Below are 18757 nucleotides of genomic sequence, written 5' to 3'. Positions count from 1 at the left end.
CTAACCTAGAACCTTATTAACAGTGGCAAGTAGCTTCTCTGGGTTAAAAGGTTTCACCAGCCATCCAGTAGCACCCGCACTTTTACCCTCACTTTTCTTATCCATGGAGGATTCCGTGGTGAGTAGCAGGATGGGCGTGTATTTATAGTTGGGTAGCGTGCGTAGATTGCGCACCAATTCAATTCCGTTCATTACCGGCATATTGAGGTCGGTAATAACGGCATCGAAGCTTTCTCCTTTGGCAACGCCAAACGCCTGTTGACCATCTGCGGCGTCTTTGATTTGGTGCCCTGCCGATTGTAACGTTGCGGCCACCATGTTGCGCATGGAGGCAGAGTCATCAACGATTAATATTCGAGCCATGCATGTACTCCTTGAACACTGTATTGCACTGTTGTTAGCTGTGGTTTATGAGAGATTTAAATAATGAAGTTATTCCGCGGCCACCGGCAAGCCAAGGCTTACGGTTAAGCCAAGTAGCTTGGCGGCTTGTAGAAGTTCGTCGCTGGGTTTCTTCCAAATAATGTCGCCACCCAAGGCTTTTAATTCTTGGCGCAGGCTGACAAACATCTGCAGCCCGGCGGTGTCGGCTTTTGCCACTAAATCTGCTTTCAGCTCAATGTTGATAGCCTTTTCTACAGACTTTTGCAGACGTTTATACAGCGACGAAACCTGTTGGATATCCAGGCTGTCACCGCAGGAAAATGTGGTTTTATCAGCCATAAATTGCCTCTCTAAATCATTCTTTCTAATCGCATTGGCACGCGTTTGCACAAACCGTCACATTACAATACCAATAAGTACTAAAGTAATCGGCCTTGCAGCGGCAAACTTTAAAATGTACGTGCCTTTATTTTTGACCAATGTAGGCGGCGCCAAATGGCGGGGGGCGTCCTTATCCACCGTGCATTACAGACTAAGATCCGGCTTTGTTATGCCTTTCTTTTTACGACGGTGCCTTTGCAATAAAGGGTAGACCCAGAAATGTGAGTTTGCCGGAAGATCATTAGAATCCTTAAAAAAGTTCTTAAGGACGGTTTTTTTGGTTCGTTTTGTCTATAGCCCTCCCCACCGCTCCATTAGCCCCACCCAATATATTGAATCGAAATGTAATATTTGGAGGCAAGATTCAAGATTTGGCCAGCACAGTCGAATTAATTGAATAACCACACTGGTTTTCGAGAGTTGGTTTTTTGAAAGGTTAGCTGTGCGCAGACTTTTGGTGGGTAATCTCCGCACAACTTAGCCTGGGCAAAAACGCCACTAAAGGACACCTCTAAGCAACTCTAGGCAACCAGTGATCTCGGCGTGAACCAGCGTACTGTGTGCGTAGCCCTGTGGATGGGGTTGCACGGTGATGGGGTTCGTCAGCAAACTCAAAGGGCAGATAACGGACTATGACCACTCAACTGTTAATGTATTCACTGCATAGAATTTCTGTTGAACCTGATGCCATTGCAACCAAAGTCAGTTTTACCCCAACCGCCGCTGCCCCGCACAGGTTCGATACTACGCCGGTTAACGCTCAATGACTGAAGTGAACATACTCATCGTCGCCAGCACCAGCCGAGAGCAACGTCAGTTACAGACCTTGGACTTTCCCTCGCCCGGCAGCCATCAACTGCCGCTGTTCGAAACTTACACCGTTCAATCCATTGCGGAAGCGACAACCTACTTAAAATTAAAGAGCTTTCATTTAATACTGATCAGTACCGACTTTACCGAGCAACAGACATCCAGCAACCTGCTACTACTGCACCGTTGCGCTCCGCGTACTCCAATCATCATATTGACCGATCCCTGTCAGGAAGACGAGGCCAGCGCCTGCTTAGAACATGGTGTTATCGATTATTTTACTACCGACGATAACGCGCCTAAATTTATTGCCCGACTTTTCCGCTACGCCTTGCGCAGTAAACAGCGTATCGATTATGCGCTAGAAAAAAGCAACTTAGACCCGCTCACAGGACTTGCCAATCGCGCCGGCTTTATATCGTTTATACAGCAACAATTAAAAGAGGCCGAACGGCTGCAGTTTCAACTGTCGCTGTTTTACATCGATTGCGATAAGTTTAAGGTCATCAACGATACACGCGGCCAAACCACCGGCGACGAATTTTTGGCGCAATTGGGTAAGCAATTAAAACAGTGCGTACGTGGTGGCGATTTTGTGGCACGACTTAGCGCCGACGAATTTGTGATTGTGATCAATTCCAAGGAGAAATGTATTATTCCTTCGTCGGTGGTAGCAGAAAAAGTTCTGCAAACGGTACGCTTGGGCGTGACCTTGGAGCAAGGCGAAACCATTGATTCCCGCTGTAGTATTGGTATTACCCAGTACGATGGCGAAGCCCGCGCTCCGGATGCCGATCAGTTTTTACAAGAAGCCAACTCGGCGTTGATGGCGTGCAAGCATAAGGGCGGCGACTGTATCAGTTTCTTTGACCAAGAACTGGGAATTCGTGTAAACCGGCGTAATCAAATGTTGAAGAATATGCGATTGGCGTTTAGGACCGGTGAGTTTACAGTGCATTACCAGCCCATTATCGATGCTAACACGGATCGAGTGAAAGGCTACGAAGCCCTTCTGCGCTGGACCACACGCAAAGGAGAAACGATCTCGCCTGCCGAGTTTGTTCCCATCATGGAAGAAACTGGCATGATTCATATGATTGGCGCTTGGGTGATTCAACAAGCTGGAAGGGATTTTAATCAGCTACGCCGTGCTGGCGCTTTAGATCAGCACTGTTGGATGAGTGTGAATATATCACCCATGCAATTGCAAGACCCCGGGTTTGTAAACCGGGTGGCCAACGTTGTGGCAGAACAAAAACTGCTACCGGGCAATATTCACCTGGAGATTACAGAATCGTCTTTGATCGAAAAAACTCAGTTTACTATGCAAACTCTGGGCGCTTTACGCTCCTTGGGTTGCCACCTTTCGCTGGATGATTTCGGCGTAGGGTATTCCTCCATGAACTACCTAAAAGAATTGCCCGTAGATACGTTAAAAATAGATCAGAGTTTTGTTAGATCCTTTAACGACGCTAATGAATCCGACCTGGCCATTTTGCGAGCCATGATTTCTTTGGCCCACAACCTAGGTAAAGCGGTGGTGGCCGAAGGCGTGGAAACAATCGAAGCGGCGACGTTTTTAAAACAAAAGCGCTGTGAGTACTTACAAGGTTTCCTCTACGCCAAGCCCATGGCTTTGCAACAGCTGCTGGACTTCACCTTAAAAACCAACCAAGTCAAGTGCGGCTAGGGCCTGTTGACACTAATTTGGCACCACTGCTGGAGGCTACGCGCCCCGGGCTACGCGCCCCGAGCATCTTCCCGTTCAACTAGGCGCCAAGCGTGAAATGTAGTGGGCCTACATGAGCGATTGGCAACAACGTTGAGCGGGAAGCTGGCTCCAGCCCTACGGGTTGAGCCAGGAAATAGCCCACTCGTTGTTGCTCACCGCTTATTTGGGCCCACCAAACTTCGCGGTTCGCGCCTAGATTGGACTATTTCCTGACTCAACAGAGGCTCCGAATTAGTGTCAACAGGCCCTAGGTCAATAAGGCTTAAGCTGTTGGCCTTTTTAATTTAGACACGACAATGGTCGCCGCTGCGGCCAAAATAAAACCGGGGAACAATTCGTACACTTCAAACACCCCGCCGGTTAGGTTTTTCCAAACAACCACGGTCAACGCTCCAACCAACATGCCCGCCAGTGCGCCCCAGCAGGTCATTTTTTGCCAGTAAACACTGAGTAAAATAATAGGTCCAAAGGCCGCGCCAAATCCGGCCCAGGCGTAGGACACTAAGTCCAGTACTGAATTACCCGGCATCAATGCCAACAGCGTGGCAATAACTGCCACCGCGGCCACCGCTAACCGGCTTACCCACAGCACTCGTGCAGGGGTTGCGGAGCGTTTGAACAGCGTTTTGTAGAAATCCTCAGCCAGTGCCGATGAGCACACCAGTAATTGCGAATCCGCCGTACTCATAATCGCCGCTAGGATAGCTGCCAATAGAATCCCAGCAATCCAAGGGTGGAAAAGTACATTCACCAGCACCATAAATACGGTTTCACTGTCGGCGATATTCAAACCGTGGCGCTGCGCGTAGGAATAACCCAGCATGCCAACGGCCAAGGCGCAGGCCATAGTAAGAGCACACCAAGTCACCGCTACCCGCCGCGCTTTAGGTACTTCACCCACACTGGAGATGGCCGCGAAGCGCGCCAGGATGTGGGGTTGGCCAAAGTACCCCAAGCCCCAAGCTAAGGACGACACCAACACAGTGGCACCCAGCGGTTGACCATCGGCCTGGGTGAAGGGATTCAATCGATAGGCGTCCATGCCGGCCAAGCTACCGGAGCCCGTTAACCCTTGCCACGCCATAATTGGCACCACTAATAATGCCGCCGCCATCAACAGGGCTTGTACTAGGTCCGTCCAGGCAACCGCTAAAAAGCCACCAAAGAATGTGTAACTGACGATGCATAAGCAACCGATCAGCACCGCCCAATGGCTGGGTGCGCCAAATACGGTATTAAATAGCTTGCCGCCCGCAACCAAACCCGCGCTGGTGTAGATAAGAAAGAAAAGCACAATAAATACCGCTGCCACCATCTGCAAAATGCGTTTGTGGTCGTCAAAGCGATTGCTCAGGTACTCGGGAATAGTAAGGGCGTTACCGTAATGCTCGGTGGCCGTACGGAATCGGTCTGCCAGCAACAGCCAGTTGAGCCAAGTGCCTAATAGCAGCCCCACCCCAATCCAGATGGCTTCCATACCCGCAAGGTAGGCGTAGCCCGGCAAACCCAACAGTAGCCAACCGCTCATATCCGAGGCACCAGCGCTCAACGCCGCCGGCCAAGCCGATAACGATCTACCCCCTAAAAAATAATCGGCGGTATCCGTGGTTTTACGCCAAGCCCAAAAACCAATGGCAAACATGCCGGCGAGATACAGAGCAAAGGTTACAACAATTCCAACATCAAATTGGGCCATACTATCGGCAGACATATACAATCTCTTTGCACTTGCGCCAACAAGCGTCTTATGGGGTTTAAGGGCAGACACGTCTTGGCTACAACAAGACAGTAACGTAAGGCGGCCTATTGTTCTATACGAATAGAGGGCCCCGGGCAACAAAACCACATGATAACAGTATTGGTTTCAGAGTTAGCGGTGCCAGTACTTTAGGAGGATCGGGTGATTCCAACAGATTTGCAGCAAGCGTATAACGAACACTGTCAAATTCGGTTAACGCAATACCAGGCTGCCATGCAGGCCGCCGGAAGACAGTGGCTCATCGTAGACAGCGGCGGCCTGCAAACGCGGTTTTTGGATGACACCACCTACCCGTTTAGACTAAACCCCTACAGTGCTCGGTTGGCACCGCTGCAGTCGTTCCCAGAATCGTTGATGATTATCGGCCACGGTGAGCAACCCGCGCTTTTACTCTACCAGCCGGAAGACTACTGGCACGCCGTGGCTGGATTGGATTGCCCGGCTATAGAGCAGCGATTTACTGTAAAAACCTTTAGCCAGATTGAACGCCTGCTGCAAGAAGCCAAAGCCATCACCGGCGGCCAAGCGGTAGCTTACCTGGGCGAGCGACCTCAGCGCTTTGACCACGCCCAGCCAAACCCGACATTACTACTGGCCTACCTCGACTTTCAACAAGCGGTAAAAACCGGTTATGAGATAACCTGTATCCGGCGGGCCAATCAGATCGCGGCCAAAGGCCACCAAGCCGTGGCCGAGACCTGCCGCACCACCACCAGTGAATTAGCACTGCATTTGAAATACCTAGAAGCCATTGACGCCAGTGACGACACCCTGCCCTACGACAATATCATCGCCGGCAATCAGCACGCCGCCATTTTGCACTACACCCTGCGCAACGATGAGCCGCAATCAATGAACAGTTTATTGATAGATGCCGGCGCCACCTATTTAGGTTATTGCTCTGACATTAGCCGCACCTACGGTAACCAACCGGGATTGTTTGCGGATTTGATTGCACAGCTGGATACCTTACAAACAGCCCTGTGTGACAGCATTAAACCAGGTGTGGTGTACACTGAGTACCACCATCAAGCGAGCCTAGGCATCGCCGAGTTATTGGTGGATAACAACATCATCACTTGTTCGAAATCACAGGCCAAGGAACAACAACTGGCCGGGGTATTTTTCCCCCATGGCCTTGGTCATTTGCTGGGTGTCCAAGTGCACGATCGCGGTGGCCACCAGGCCGATACCCGCGGCACCCCTAACCCACCGCCGGAGAAATACCCTCACTTGCGGTTTACTCGCACCTTGGCGACGGACCAAGTGTTTACAATCGAGCCCGGCATTTATTTTATTGATCAGTTACTCAAAAAAGCCCACAGCGATGGCCGTGGCAAACATTTCAATTGGGCTTTAATTGAAACGCTAAAGCCATTTGGCGGCATCAGAATCGAAGACAACGTTCGTGTTACCGAACAAGGCTCAGAAAACCTAACCCGCCCGGCCTTTTAAACGGGAAAAAAAACCCAGGCGTGATCGCTACGCCTGGGTAATCTTCGATCTGCGAACCCTTAGCCTTGCAGCACTTTATCTACCAGCGCTTTAGCATCGGCCTCTAATTGGCTCAAGTGCTCATCGCCGACAAACGACTCCAAATAAATTTTGTAAATATTTTCAGTGCCGGATGGGCGCGCAGCAAACCAACCGTTGGCAGTCTCAACCTTTAAGCCACCGATGGCGGCGTCGTTACCCGGTGCTTTGGTTAAAATGCGGGTGATGTCGTCACCGGCCAAGGTATCGCCTTCTACATCAGACTCGCTGAGCGACGACAAGCGCGCTTTCTGCTCTAGGCTTGCCGGCACATCGATTCGGCGATAGGTGGGCGCGCCGTATTTCTCGGTGAGTTCGGCGTAATGGCTGGCAGGGTCTTTGCCGGTAACGGCCAGTATTTCAGCCGCCAACAAGGCCAGGATAATCCCGTCTTTATCGGTACTCCATACAGAACCATCCCGGCGTAAAAAAGAGGCCCCGGCGCTCTCTTCACCACCGAAGGCCAGCCGGCCATTGAACAAGCCATCCACGTACCATTTAAAGCCCACCGGAACCTCGCACAGCTCGCGACCTTTACCTGCCACCACTCGGTCGATCATGGCGCTGGATACCAGGGTCTTCCCCAGGGCCAGGCTCTGGGGCCAATCCGGTCGGTGATCAATTAAATAATTAATCGCGACGGCCAAATAGGCGTTAGGGTTCATTAACCCGGTGCCCTTGCAAACAATACCGTGGCGGTCGTAGTCGGGATCGTTACCCACAGAAATATCAAAGTCGTCTTGCAGTTTTAACAGGTTAGCCATGGCGTAGGGAGACGAGCAATCCATGCGGATTTTGCCGTCTTTATCCAATGGCATAAACGCAAAACTGGGGTCTACGCTGTCGTTAACCAAAGTGATGTCCAAACCGTATCGCTCGGCAATGGGTGCCCAGTAGTCAATACCTGACCCACCCATTGGGTCGACACCAATGCGCACCTTAGCCTTGGCAATGGCTGCCATATCAACAACTCGATCTAACTGGCTGACATAGTGATTCACGTAGTCAAAGTGCTCTACCAAGCCTTCCGCCTCGGCATCGGCTACAGTCATCCGGCTTACACCAACCAATTCTGCTTCTAACAGTTGGTTAGCGCGCTTGGCCACTGCATCGGTGATGTCTTTATCGGCGGGGCCACCCATGGGCGGGTTGTACTTGATGCCACCATCGGTGGGCGGGTTGTGCGACGGTGTAATCACGATGCCATCGGCCTGCAGTGCCACGTCGCCGGCGTTGTGAGTAAGAATGGCGTGGGAAATAACCGGGGTGGGGGTATATCCATCTCCGGTTTGTACGCGGCAGGTAATACCATTACCAGCGAGTACCTCTAGCACGGAAATAAACGCCGGCTCACTCAATGCGTGGGTATCTTTGCCGATGTAAACGGGGCCAGTGATACCGGCCTGGGCACGGTATTCCGCGATTGCCTGGGTGATCGCTAGGATGTGATTTTCATTAAACGTGGTGTTCTGTGCTGAACCGCGGTGGCCAGAGGTACCGAAAGCAACGGCTTGCTCGGGTTTGGCCTGGATATCGGGCTGGAAACAGTAGTATGCGCTTACCAATTGTGGAACATTGACGAGGTTTTCACGCTGTGCAGCCTTACCGGCCTGGGGGTGTAATGCCATGGAATCCTTCCTGTAATTGGCCAAGTGAATTGCGTAGGTGCCCCGATTACACCATGTTGGGCTGACAATTCCCAGCCTGCGGCGGCTGACGGGGTTTAAGGCCGATAATTGCAGGGATACACCACACTTACCTAAGTAAACGACCAACTTTGGGTTTTGTTTAACCACTGTCCTCTATATAATGCGCCCCCTCAAATTTACCGCCAGGGCGCAGATTGCCATGGCCAGAAGCCTACTGCCCACTGTATAAAAGCAGTAACACTTGCCCAGCCGGACTTACCCAGCAAGGCGAGACTACCAGGAGAACTGTGTTGAGCGCCAAGATAGCTATTGTTATGGGATCGTCCAGCGACTGGCCTACCATGAAAGAAGCCAGCGACATTTTGGATCGATTGGGTGTAGAGCACCACGTAGAGGTAGTTTCTGCCCATCGCACCCCCGACAAAATGTTCGATTTTGCCGCCAACGCTGCCGATAACGGCTTGCAAGTCATCATCGCCGGTGCCGGTGGTGCGGCCCACTTGCCAGGCATGATCGCCGCCAAGACCCGCCTGCCCGTACTGGGCGTCCCGGTACAAAGCAAGGCACTCAATGGCCAAGACAGCCTGCTTTCTATCGTGCAAATGCCACGCGGCGTGGCCGTGGGCACCCTGGCCATTGGCGGCGCTGGCGCCTTCAATGCAGGCTTAATGGCAGCTCAAATCCTGGCCAACCAAGACCCAGCCTTGGCCCAGCGTATTGACCAGTTCCGCCAACAGCAATCGCAAACTGTTCTGGATAACCCAGACCCTCGGTAAATCCTTTTTAAGCTTAAGTCAGTTAATCATCGGAGCGAATATGGCGCGCATTTGGGTATTGGGTAACGGTCAACTGGGCGCCATGCTAAAGCAGGCTGCCAACCCGTTGAATCTGACGGTGATTCCGGTGGACATAGATAGCACAGCCGCCATCGATCTAGCGCCGGGCGACCTGGTCACCGCTGAACGCGAACAGTGGCCAGAAACCCCCATTACCCAACAGCTGGCCAACCACCCCAATTTCGTTAATTTGTCGGTGTTCCCCACCCTGGCCGATCGCAAGACACAAAAATCTTTGATCGACCAACTGGGTTTAGGCACCGCGCCCTGGCGCGCTGTTGAAGGCAATACCACGGCCGCGGATTTGCACCAACAACTGGGTGAAAACGTGCTATTGAAGCGCCGCAGCGGCGGCTACGATGGCCGCGGCCAACATTGGCTGCGCACCAGTGCGCCCAGCCAAATCCCAGAAGACTGGGGCGACCATGCCATTGCCGAGCAAGCCATTGCATTTGATGAAGAACTGTCACTGGTGGGCGCCCGGGATCGTGATGGCAAGGTATTTTTCTACCCGCTGACGCTGAACCTAAACACCGATGGTATTTTGCGTGCCACCGTTGCGCCGGTGGCTCGGTTGCAGCAATGGCAGCGTCAAGCCGAGCAAATGCTGACCAGTTTATTAAACGAGCTGGATTACGTGGGCGTCATGGGAATGGAATTGTTCCGCCGTGGCGACGAAATCCTAATCAATGAGCTGGCGCCACGTGTGCACAATACTGGCCACTGGACCCAGGCCGGGGCCACCATCAACCAGTTTGAATACCACATGCGGGCGGTTGCTGGCCTGCCCCTCACCCAAGCCTGGGTGAAAGCCAGCAGTGTTATGATCAACCTTATTGGCTGTGAGTGGGACCAACGCTGGCTGGCTGTACCCGGAGCCGAGGTGTATTGGTACGGCAAATCCGTGCGCCCAGGGCGTAAGGTTGGGCATATTAACTTGTGTTGCGCCGACACAGGCTCGCTCATCAGCAGCCTGCAACAACTGGCACCCCTGTTTGGCGAAGACTATCAACAGCCCATTCAGTGGGCTGTAGGCCATCTTAAATAGAGCGCTGGGCTTTTACCGCACCTTGGCAAAGTGGTGCTCGCGCACCTCTTGCCGCGCCTTTTCCTCCGCACACATATCCGCCGTTGGCCGCAGCAGTAAGCGCTGAATACCAATGGGCTCGCCGGTAATTTTGCAGTAGCCGTAATCGCCCTGATCCAACCGCGCAATGGTTTTATTGATTTTACGCAGCAGCTTGGTTTGCCGGTCGGCCATGCGCAATCGATGGCGGTGATCTTCTTCCAGCAATGCTTGGTCGAGCTCGTCAGCCTCGCGCTGGTGGCTGTGCATAGACTCGCGGGCCGATGCCAATAGCGTCTCTACCTCATACTGTTCACGCTGCAAAAGAGCGCGAAAAAACTGTCGCTGGCTGTCGTTCATGTAGTCGTCATCCGACATGGCCAGTAGTTGTTGCTCAGTTAACATAGGGCTTCCTTGTTGTGCTGCCAATTATGCTTGGCGTAGCATAATTTCCCTTTTTGGCATTTCTGTGACTAAACCTAGAAATTTGCGGGTTATAATCCCGCGCGCACACAATTTTATGGTTAAGGAGCTGGCCATGACACAATTTCGCCCTTGCATTGATTTACACGCGGGCAAAGTAAAACAGATCGTTGGCGGCAGCCTTACTGATGCGGGCGCCACCACCAACTTTGTCAGTGCGCAAGGCGCGGACTATTTCGCCAACCTGTATCGGCAACATGGGCTGCAGGGCGGCCACGTCATCGGGCTTGGCCCTGGCAATGAAGAGCAGGCAAAGCTCGCTCTCAACTCCTGGCCCAAAGGTTTGCAATACGGTGGTGGCATTAACTTAGAAAACGCCAAAAGCTATCTAGATGCAGGCGCCAGCCACGTAATTGTTACTTCTTTTTTATTTTCCGGCGGTGTGTTTTCCTTGGAAAAACTCAACCAAATGGTCAAGCTTGTAGGCGCCGAACACTTGGTGCTGGATCTCAGTTGCCGCCGCACCGACCAAGGCTGGAATATCGCCACCGACCGCTGGCAAACCGTTACCGGCACCGCCATAACTCCGGCACTTTTAGAGCAGCTTGCTAGCCAATGCAGCGAATTTTTAGTGCACGCCGCGGATGTTGAAGGCTTGCAACAGGGCATCGACGAAGCGTTGGTCAGCCTATTGGGAAAACACAGCCCCATAGCCGCTACCTACGCAGGCGGCGCAACCGGGCTAGACGATTTAGAAAAAGTGAAAACGCTCTCCAATGGCAGGGTGGACCTCACCATAGGCAGCGCCTTGGATATCTTTGGCGGTAGCCACGTGACCCTGGCGCAATGTATTGCCTGGAACCAAGCCAATGGTCAATGATGCCGAGTTGTAATATTGGCGATTTGAGATTGCGCAACGGCAGGGAAGCCGCCTCAGAATGGAAACCACCCTCCTAACAGTAATCCCACCTCCGTTGCGTTACGTAGAACCTACCACTGCGGCCACTATTATGGCCACGCCAAGTTTACGACAACCTAAAAAGTGGAGTCGGTGATGCACAAACTATCGCTAGACAAGGTTTTGCAATTTGGAACACCTGACGCTTTGGTCATCCGCAGTTTGAGCTGTGGTATCTATCGCGCGGAAGTCACCCTGGCAGAACAGACCTATATACTGGCCGACAGTGCTGGCGTCAGTAAAACCTTTCGCAGCACGCAGGCGATCAAAGAGTATTGCAGGAAATTGGATTACAAACCCGCTAAAGCCTATTTACACCAGAACACGGCCTATGGGGAAATGATCGGTTTAAGTGAAAGCTCGCCGGATGATATGTTGTTACCCATACCTTGGGTAGATGAGTAACACAGCAATGACACATAAGCCTAGAAAGAAGCTCACGTGGCCTAGTTAATGGTTTAACAAGATATAATTTCGCATCTCATTTGTCTGCCAGCGCATTCGTCTGCACCAGCGGTCTGCGTCGGCTTGAAAGCGCCTACCGAACGGCTCTCAGCAGTTTTTCGAAACCTATATTTTGATCTTGCTCCGCAGCGGCGGATGCTTTCATTTCGCGGTCGACGTGTTCGAACAGCTCCATCATGTCATCGGAGAGCTCCCTAAACATCAACTCTTTACGCAGTATAAATGGCGCTCTTGGGCCGTGATAATCCACGATTTGACCCACTGGCTCAAACATAATCCCAGACATTCTCAACATCCGGCCAAGGCTTGGCTCCATCATGGCCACCACGATTTCAGCCTCCATCTTTTTAAAAAGAACCATGCCGCCCAGGAATAAACTGAGCGGTACGACGGAATGTTGGCGTCTGTTTTTCTTGGCTCTTTGCTCAGATTGGGATGGTTCAGGCGCGCTGGGTTTGCGGCGATCGGCGTTGCGCATACGGTGGGAATTAATAACCGCTAACCTGGAAACCTCGCCCAGCTGGCCCGGCTCGTAATCGTTAACGTTAAATAAGCGCTTATCAAAGGCTTCGGCGCACTGCCTGAATACTGGCAGGGTGCCGTTATTTGAATCGGCGCTACCCTGAATTAATCGCATACAGCCAATGTGAGATTTGGACGATAGATCCCTAACTAAGCAGTGGAAGGACTGACTGTCATATTCGTCACTTTCCTTGCCATCAGTGTGTTTAGACAAATATTCGAATTCATCGCAATACACTGCGTGGCGCACGCGGTAGGTTTCATCAATCTGTGAGGTGGTGATGGCTTCGCAAATAGAGAAGTTTTCTGCAAAGTATTTTTTAATTTGCATTGTTCTTGGGGAGCCCTAAGAATACGTGACGTACGACTGTATGTTAACGTCAGTTAAATTCATAACGCAAATACTTTTATTTCAGGTAACACATGGCAACGATTGATCAGCAGCAAGTAGACGAATCCTATTTAATGAAAGCCGGCGATATTCTTGGCCCAATTAAAGCCGCCAGCTACAAAGCCCTAGAACTGCAATCAAACAGTAAAATTTTGGATGTAGGATGCGGCCCCGGCATTGATGCCACCAACATTGCAAAAATAGCGCCAGCCCAACATCACGTTACCGGCGTGGATTTCGACGAGCGGATGATTCTTGCCGCTTCGCAAACAGCGGCAAAACTTGGCCTAACCGACAAATTAAATTATCAGCAAGCCAATGCTTATGAACTTCCTTTTGAAGCCAATTCTTTTTGCGCCACTAGAAGCGAACGTCTATTAATGCACTTGGATAATCCAGAGAAAGCGATAGAGGAGATGTGTCGCGTTACTAAGCCAGGCGGTAAAATGGTGATCATTGATAGCGATTGGGCGACGCTTTCTAGCGCTACTGGCAATGACGCTCTGGAACGCAAATTGAGCCACCATCTAGTAAACGATATGTTACCCAATGGCTTTTCTGGACGTAATTTGGCAGGCCAATTAAAGGCGTTTGGTCTAGAAAACATCGAGGTTTCAGTACATGCATTCAGCATCGACGACCCAAATGTCTGGCGTTTGATTATCCAAACGGAGCAGATTGAACAGTCCGCCCTAGCGAACAACATAGCGACGCCAGACGAAATATCACACTGGCATGACCAAATCGCAGCCCACTCTGCGGCGGGCAAATTTCAAGCGACACTGTGCTTAACCATGGCCACTGCATCCGTTCCTGAGTAATGGTTGGCGGCGAGGCTAGGTCTAAATAGTCCTCGTCGCATTACTTTTATTGATCCAGCAGCAGACGCCTTCTCACCTATCTTTCTTATACTCTGACGCTTAAATGTACTTTGCCCTAGTTTTTAAGGCTTAATACTCAATGGCCAATCTTGCTCGCCAGAAATGCAAATCACCTATTCAAGATATGGATGCCCCGAATTAGTACCACCAACGCTTACAGGCACCACTGATAAGCAATGAATGCGTCTGCTCGCTTTTATACGATAAATCGGAAGCCTCCGCCTCAATTCATATCATAGTTTCGGTGACACCTAGGCGGCGTTAAATTTAAAACTCTTATCAAAAGGCAATTCAGCCGCAACAAATGATGAATATCGCGCCATTCAAAAGAAATATTCATATCCTCGGTTGAAACCTGTTCACTAGTGATCTATGAATTAACGAAGGTTCTGATTGGCGCCTCAATCAGCTAGAAATATTGACGATAGGTTATTGTATTTCTAGCGCTTGCACTTGCTCAGCTTGGTTTAATTTCGTAAAGATATTAAGAAAGATGCCGAAGAGCTATGCGAGGGAAGATATTTGCGCCACTGAGGACTTAGCCAAGTAGACGGCACTTAAGCGATCACTTTCCGACCAATCGAAAAGTTGACACGCTCTGGCTCTTGGCTTGTTGGGGATCTGCGGTACATACTGTTATCATCTACTTTACTTCAGCTTTACCCATAGGCACAGTGACAGATTAACTAACCCTCATCCATTGGACAGGATCTTAAATCAATGCACGATAGTAGCCATGCGCCTATAGTGTTGAGACTTCAAAGCCCAAGTAGCCATCAGCTAGGGGCACTTGATCCTGTAATAAACACGACAGGCAACGGATGTTAGCGGTGTACAAGCAAGACAAATCAATCAACAACACTCAGCGCATCGCTTTTTCCAAGAAGTACGCGTTGATAGGTTTTGCACTCACCTTATTATTGAATACCTCTTTCTCCGGCGCTGTTGAAGAAAGCTCGTCTCATATTGATGAGAGCAAAGAAAATTCTGGCCAGAGAAAAGAGTCAATCGTTGTGATAACCAATCTAATGACTCAAGAAGAGTCGATTGCTGTTCACAACCTAAGATCGATCTTTGCCATGCGCCTGCGTCGTTGGGGCAAAGAAGACCGCCTTGAAGTATTTGTATTACCGGACGACCACCCGACCCATTCCTCTTTCACCAAGTCAATCCTGCATACCTTTCCACATAACTTACGTCGTATATGGGACAGGCGCGCCTACTCCGGTACCGGCCAACTTCCCAATGTAGTTAGTACAGAAGAAGAAATGATCGAGAAAGTTAGCAACACCCCTAACTCAATTGGCTATGTAACCAAACATCACTATCGTGATAGTGCAAAAGTAGTGGAGTTAGAACGATGAAACACCACTGGCAGCTTCACCTATCCACGATCCTTCTAGCAGGTAGCGCTGGTGCAGTTTCCGCGCAGGATGCTCTGAAGGAAATTGATTTCCACGGTTTTGCCACACAAAGCTACCTTTATTCCTCTGAGAATAACTTTTTTGGCGAAAGCAGCGACGGGAGCTTCGATTTTTTTGAATTGGGCATTAACACATTGTGGGCGCCCACCAAGAAGCTAAAGCTAGCAGTTCAAGCTGTAGCACGCGACGCGGGTAATACGGATGACGGCAGCATCCGCCTAGATTACGGTTTTTTAGAATACCAATTGCTAACCACCAGCTCCAGCAACACAGGAATTCGCGTGGGTCGCGTTGTTAATCCTCTCGGCTTTTACAATGAATCAAGAGACGTAGCCGCAACACGACCTGGTACGCTACTACCACAATCCATTTATTTCGATGTAAACCGGAACCTCGCGTTATCGTCCGACGGCGTGTTTATATTTTATGATAAATTTAGTGAACAAAACGACCTCTCCTTCCAGCTATCTATAGCTGAGCCGAGAACCAGAGACCCCGATTTAGAACCGGCACTTTTTGGAACGTCTCGCCCCGGCTCTCTGGAAGGAACCACGAGTTGGCTAGGTAGAGTACTCTACGAGCATGATTTTGGAAAAATTCGTTTAGCGCTTACGGCCGCGGATCTAAATTTAGAGTATCAACCTAAGAATGACCCAATTATTCGCGACGGTGACCTCTCATTCCAACCTATCATTTTGTCTGCGCAGTACAATACAGAGAAATGGGAACTGACTACCGAATGGGCCCGGAGAAAAACTGAACTTACCAACTTAGAAGTGTTACCCGACTGGAAGCTCGCGGGCACCAGCTACTTTTTACAAGCCGCATATCGGATATCAAACTCACTTACCGTTCAGCTCAGATACGACAGCTTAGTGTGGGATAACGATGACAAAAAAGGCGAGGAATTCGCTAGCAACCCTTTCTACCCCTACCCTGGGTACACCCGTTACGCGAAGGATTGGACACTAGGCCTACGTTGGGACATAAATCAGCACCTTTTGATTAGCGCTGAAGTTCACGACATAAAAGGCACTGGTTGGCTTTCTTTATTAGAAAACCCCAACCCCGCCGCCATGGAAAAAGATTGGCGTTTGTTCGCAGTTACAGCTTCGGTTCGCTTTTAATCGATAGCTTTGGTGATACGGCCCCCTGCCGTATCACCCTTGCACGTCCAGACACACGCTCTAATTTGTCGGCTTCCCTCCCTGCCAGCTCAGAAATAGCCGCCGCTTCCCCCAATCACCACGCCCGCATTTTATTTACCTGCGAGGTTTAGAACCTCCAAAATGTTCATCAAAAAACGCCTTAATGACGTCGGCGTCGGTGTCGATATCGCCGCTTAACGGTGGGGGTTCGGCGAAGTAAAAAGTTTTGTTAGGGTAACTAAAAGCAACCAACATGATGGGAGCATCCACCGCCTGGGCGATGCGCAGAAAACCGGTTTTAAAGCGTGACACTTCACCGCGAGTGCCCTCAGGAGTCATGGCTACCCAACAATTGGGGTTGTGATTAAACCACTCCTGCATTTGGCTCATAATTTCATCGCCACGGGTGCGATCTACCGGGATCCCTCCCAGGGCTATAAACAAACCTTTAAACGGCCAAAAAAACGCCTCTTGCTTCATTAAATAGGAAAATTTAACCCCAACTGCCAATACCAAACACATGGCATGGATGAAATCCCAGTTGGAGGTATGGGGGGCGGCGGCAATCACCAAGTGCCGCTGGTTGGGTATTTCTCCAGCCACCTGCCAGCCACTGAGCGCCATTAATTTGCGCCCTAACCAGCGGCTAAATCGATTGCCCATGCGCGGCATGGCCAGTGGCAAGGTCAATTCTTCCACCGGCCTGGGCAGCGGTTTTTGGTAGGGCTTGCTATTGTTGTCAGATCCGGGCTGTGTCATGGCCAACCTCCAACTACTGCTCGGTACCTAGTGTTCCCGCGTGGAGCGGAACTGAATATCTGGGTGACGCTCTTCGGCCAAATTCAAATTAACCCGGGTCGGCGCCAAGTAGGTTAAATGGCCGCCACCATCAATGGCGATGTTATCACTGGCTTTGCGCTTGATTTCTTCAATGGCCTTGTTGTCACCTTCAATCCAGCGCGCGGTTTGTACGTTTACCGGCTCGTAAATAGCCTCAACTTTGTATTCGTCTTTTAAGCGATAGGCCACCACTTCAAATTGCAGAACCCCCACGGCGCCCACGACGATGTCGTTGTTATTGACCGGGAAAAACACCTGGGTGCTGCCCTCTTCCGACAGCTGCTGCAGGCCTTTTTGCAGCGCTTTGGTTTTCAGTGGGTCTTTTAAGCGGATACGGCGGAACAGTTCTGGGGCAAAGTGCGGAATACCGGTGAACTTTAGCGGCTCACCCTGGGTGAAAGTGTCGCCAATTTGGATGGTACCGTGGTTGTGTAAGCCAATAATATCGCCGGAGACAGCCTCATCTACCGAACTGCGGTCGCCCGCCAAAAAGGTCACGGCATCGGCAATTTTGATGTCTTTGCCAATACGCACATGCCGCATCTTCATGCCCTGCTTGTAGGCGCCGGAGCACACCCGCATAAACGCAATGCGATCGCGGTGCTTTGGGTCCATATTGGCTTGGATTTTAAACACAAAGCCACTGAAATCAGTCTCGGTGGGCGCCACTTCTCGATCGTGGGTTGCGCGACCCAATGGCGCCGGCGCCCACTCCACAAAACCATCGAGCATTTCGCGCACACCAAAATTACCTAGGGCAGTACCAAAAAACACCGGCGTCAGCTGGCCCGCCAAGTAGGCTTCTAGGTCGAACTCGTTAGTGGCACCACGCACCAATTCAATTTCTTCGCGCGCGTCATCGGCATACGAGCCCATTAACTGATCAAATTCTGGGCTGTCCAAACCTTTGATTTGCAAATCGTCGTTGATGGTATGGCCCATGCCCGACTGAAATACGTGCACGGTATCAGTGTACAGGTTGTACACGCCTTTAAATTCTTTACCCATACCCAGCGGCCAATTGATCGGCGCGGCTGAGATTTTGAGTACATCTTCGATTTCATCCATAACCTCAATCGGGTCACGAATATCACGGTCCATTTTATTAATGAACGATAATATGGGCGTGTCACGCAACCGGCAGACCTCCATCAGCTTGATGGTGCGGTCTTCCACGCCTTTGGCACCGTCAATCACCATAAGCACAGAATCCACCGCAGTCAGTGTGCGGTAGGTATCTTCCGAGAAATCCTCGTGCCCGGGGGTATCCAATAGGTTTACGGTGCGATCTTTGTAGGGAAACTGCATCACCGAAGAGGTTACCGAGATACCGCGCTCCTGCTCCATGGTCATCCAGTCAGACTTAGCATGGGGGCCACGTTTTCCCTTCACCGAACCGGCTGTTTGAATGGCGTTACCGAACAACAACAGCTTTTCGGTGATGGTGGTTTTACCCGCATCCGGGTGCGAGATGATAGCAAACGTGCGCCTGTTGTTGATTTCGTTAAGAAAATTGCTATCAGCCATACCTGAACCTTATTTACGCCTAAATCTG

18 protein-coding genes are annotated in these 18757 nt (G+C 50.8%); 10 read left to right on the top strand and 8 right to left on the bottom strand.

The features are described from left to right. Positions 1-363 (bottom strand): response regulator, encoded by a 363-nt coding sequence (locus ACGHM3_RS05920; protein ID WP_345421300.1) that lies wholly within the window; start codon positions 361-363, stop codon positions 1-3. Positions 364-432: 69 nt separating this feature from the next. Then, positions 433-723 carry an STAS domain-containing protein gene (locus tag ACGHM3_RS05915; RefSeq protein WP_345421302.1) on the bottom strand — a complete coding sequence of 97 codons (291 nt, stop codon included), beginning with the start codon at positions 721-723 and terminating at the stop codon, positions 433-435. Positions 724-1397: 674 nt separating this feature from the next. On the opposite strand from ACGHM3_RS05915, the gene ACGHM3_RS05910 reads away from it, so the two are divergent. Next, positions 1398-1532 (top strand): hypothetical protein, encoded by a 135-nt coding sequence (locus tag ACGHM3_RS05910; protein ID WP_390517815.1) that lies wholly within the window; start codon positions 1398-1400, stop codon positions 1530-1532. Further along, positions 1529-3265 carry an EAL domain-containing protein gene (locus ACGHM3_RS05905; RefSeq protein WP_345421305.1) on the top strand — a complete coding sequence of 579 codons (1737 nt, stop codon included), beginning with the start codon at positions 1529-1531 and terminating at the stop codon, positions 3263-3265. Before ACGHM3_RS05910 ends, ACGHM3_RS05905 begins: the two co-directional genes overlap by 4 nt. A gap of 304 nt (positions 3266-3569) precedes the next feature. Here ACGHM3_RS05905 and putP read toward each other — a convergent pair whose 3' ends face one another. After that, positions 3570-5018 carry a sodium/proline symporter PutP gene (putP, locus tag ACGHM3_RS05900; RefSeq protein ID WP_345421308.1) on the bottom strand — a complete coding sequence of 483 codons (1449 nt, stop codon included), beginning with the start codon at positions 5016-5018 and terminating at the stop codon, positions 3570-3572. Positions 5019-5207: 189 nt separating this feature from the next. Between putP and pepQ the strand changes: the two genes are divergently transcribed. Further along, a complete protein-coding gene (gene pepQ, locus ACGHM3_RS05895; protein ID WP_345421311.1) occupies positions 5208-6521 on the top strand; it encodes a Xaa-Pro dipeptidase in 1314 nt (437 codons plus the stop codon). Between the two features lie 59 nt (positions 6522-6580). On the opposite strand, the gene pgm is transcribed toward pepQ, so the two are convergent. Further along, complete coding sequence (pgm, locus tag ACGHM3_RS05890) at positions 6581-8227, bottom strand: phosphoglucomutase (alpha-D-glucose-1,6-bisphosphate-dependent) (protein WP_345421314.1); 1647 nt, start codon at positions 8225-8227, stop codon at positions 6581-6583. Between the two features lie 311 nt (positions 8228-8538). Between pgm and purE the strand changes: the two genes are divergently transcribed. Then, positions 8539-9024 (top strand): 5-(carboxyamino)imidazole ribonucleotide mutase, encoded by a 486-nt coding sequence (purE, locus tag ACGHM3_RS05885; protein ID WP_345421317.1) that lies wholly within the window; start codon positions 8539-8541, stop codon positions 9022-9024. A gap of 40 nt (positions 9025-9064) precedes the next feature. Beyond that, entirely contained in the window at positions 9065-10132 is a 1068-nt protein-coding gene (gene purK, locus ACGHM3_RS05880; RefSeq protein ID WP_345421320.1) for a 5-(carboxyamino)imidazole ribonucleotide synthase, read from the top strand. A gap of 12 nt (positions 10133-10144) precedes the next feature. Here the strand turns inward: purK and ACGHM3_RS05875 are convergent, their stop codons facing one another. Further along, on the bottom strand, positions 10145-10555 hold the full coding sequence (locus ACGHM3_RS05875; protein WP_345421323.1) for a TraR/DksA C4-type zinc finger protein: 411 nt from the start codon (positions 10553-10555) through the stop codon (positions 10145-10147). A gap of 133 nt (positions 10556-10688) precedes the next feature. Here ACGHM3_RS05875 and hisA point away from each other — a divergent pair, with 133 nt between their 5' ends. Together hisA and ACGHM3_RS05865 are read left to right on the top strand one after the other, a co-directional pair. After that, positions 10689-11453, top strand: coding sequence for a phosphoribosylformimino-5-aminoimidazole carboxamide ribotide isomerase (gene hisA, locus ACGHM3_RS05870; protein WP_345421326.1), 765 nt, complete (start codon positions 10689-10691; stop codon positions 11451-11453). Positions 11454-11627: 174 nt separating this feature from the next. Then, a complete protein-coding gene (locus ACGHM3_RS05865) occupies positions 11628-11936 on the top strand; it encodes a DUF6482 family protein (RefSeq protein WP_345421329.1) in 309 nt (102 codons plus the stop codon). 133 nt (positions 11937-12069) lie between these two features. On the opposite strand, the gene ACGHM3_RS05860 is transcribed toward ACGHM3_RS05865, so the two are convergent. After that, positions 12070-12849 carry a PEP-CTERM/exosortase system-associated acyltransferase gene (locus ACGHM3_RS05860; protein ID WP_345421331.1) on the bottom strand — a complete coding sequence of 260 codons (780 nt, stop codon included), beginning with the start codon at positions 12847-12849 and terminating at the stop codon, positions 12070-12072. A gap of 92 nt (positions 12850-12941) precedes the next feature. Between ACGHM3_RS05860 and ACGHM3_RS05855 the strand changes: the two genes are divergently transcribed. From ACGHM3_RS05855 to ACGHM3_RS05845, 3 genes are all read left to right on the top strand, one after another. Beyond that, the gene (locus tag ACGHM3_RS05855) at positions 12942-13730 is read left to right on the top strand and encodes a methyltransferase domain-containing protein (protein WP_345421334.1); all 789 of its coding nucleotides are present in this window, start codon (positions 12942-12944) and stop codon (positions 13728-13730) included. 890 nt (positions 13731-14620) lie between these two features. Continuing rightward, positions 14621-15154 (top strand): hypothetical protein, encoded by a 534-nt coding sequence (locus ACGHM3_RS05850; RefSeq protein ID WP_345421337.1) that lies wholly within the window; start codon positions 14621-14623, stop codon positions 15152-15154. Then, positions 15151-16341 (top strand): hypothetical protein, encoded by a 1191-nt coding sequence (locus ACGHM3_RS05845; RefSeq protein ID WP_345421340.1) that lies wholly within the window; start codon positions 15151-15153, stop codon positions 16339-16341. Before ACGHM3_RS05850 ends, ACGHM3_RS05845 begins: the two co-directional genes overlap by 4 nt. A gap of 135 nt (positions 16342-16476) precedes the next feature. On the opposite strand, the gene ACGHM3_RS05840 is transcribed toward ACGHM3_RS05845, so the two are convergent. After that, positions 16477-17121 carry a 1-acyl-sn-glycerol-3-phosphate acyltransferase gene (locus ACGHM3_RS05840; protein ID WP_345421343.1) on the bottom strand — a complete coding sequence of 215 codons (645 nt, stop codon included), beginning with the start codon at positions 17119-17121 and terminating at the stop codon, positions 16477-16479. 27 nt (positions 17122-17148) lie between these two features. After that, positions 17149-18729, bottom strand: a complete 1581-nt coding sequence (locus tag ACGHM3_RS05835) for a peptide chain release factor 3 (RefSeq protein ID WP_345421346.1) — start codon at positions 18727-18729, stop codon at positions 17149-17151. Positions 18730-18757 lie beyond the last annotated feature (28 nt).

It is taken from the genome of Halioxenophilus aromaticivorans (assembly GCF_042850945.1).
Lineage (GTDB): Bacteria > Pseudomonadota > Gammaproteobacteria > Pseudomonadales > Cellvibrionaceae > Halioxenophilus > Halioxenophilus aromaticivorans.
This window is presented reverse-complemented; position numbering and strand designations above follow the sequence as displayed.

Excerpts from the sequence above, each read along its gene's own strand:
- ACGHM3_RS05920 (WP_345421300.1), bottom strand. The coding sequence starts at position 363 with ATGGCTCGAATATTAATCGTTGATGACTCTGCCTCCATGCGCAACATG.
- ACGHM3_RS05915 (WP_345421302.1), bottom strand. The coding sequence starts at position 723 with ATGGCTGATAAAACCACATTTTCCTGCGGTGACAGCCTGGATATCCAA.
- ACGHM3_RS05910 (WP_390517815.1), top strand. The coding sequence starts at position 1,398 with ATGACCACTCAACTGTTAATGTATTCACTGCATAGAATTTCTGTTGAA.
- ACGHM3_RS05905 (WP_345421305.1), top strand. The coding sequence starts at position 1,529 with ATGACTGAAGTGAACATACTCATCGTCGCCAGCACCAGCCGAGAGCAA.
- putP (WP_345421308.1), bottom strand. The coding sequence starts at position 5,018 with ATGTCTGCCGATAGTATGGCCCAATTTGATGTTGGAATTGTTGTAACC.
- pgm (WP_345421314.1), bottom strand. The coding sequence starts at position 8,227 with ATGGCATTACACCCCCAGGCCGGTAAGGCTGCACAGCGTGAAAACCTC.
- purK (WP_345421320.1), top strand. The coding sequence starts at position 9,065 with ATGGCGCGCATTTGGGTATTGGGTAACGGTCAACTGGGCGCCATGCTA.
- ACGHM3_RS05875 (WP_345421323.1), bottom strand. The coding sequence starts at position 10,555 with ATGTTAACTGAGCAACAACTACTGGCCATGTCGGATGACGACTACATG.
- hisA (WP_345421326.1), top strand. The coding sequence starts at position 10,689 with ATGACACAATTTCGCCCTTGCATTGATTTACACGCGGGCAAAGTAAAA.
- ACGHM3_RS05865 (WP_345421329.1), top strand. The coding sequence starts at position 11,628 with ATGCACAAACTATCGCTAGACAAGGTTTTGCAATTTGGAACACCTGAC.
- ACGHM3_RS05860 (WP_345421331.1), bottom strand. The coding sequence starts at position 12,849 with ATGCAAATTAAAAAATACTTTGCAGAAAACTTCTCTATTTGCGAAGCC.
- ACGHM3_RS05855 (WP_345421334.1), top strand. The coding sequence starts at position 12,942 with ATGGCAACGATTGATCAGCAGCAAGTAGACGAATCCTATTTAATGAAA.
- ACGHM3_RS05845 (WP_345421340.1), top strand. The coding sequence starts at position 15,151 with ATGAAACACCACTGGCAGCTTCACCTATCCACGATCCTTCTAGCAGGT.
- ACGHM3_RS05840 (WP_345421343.1), bottom strand. The coding sequence starts at position 17,121 with ATGACACAGCCCGGATCTGACAACAATAGCAAGCCCTACCAAAAACCG.
- ACGHM3_RS05835 (WP_345421346.1), bottom strand. The coding sequence starts at position 18,729 with ATGGCTGATAGCAATTTTCTTAACGAAATCAACAACAGGCGCACGTTT.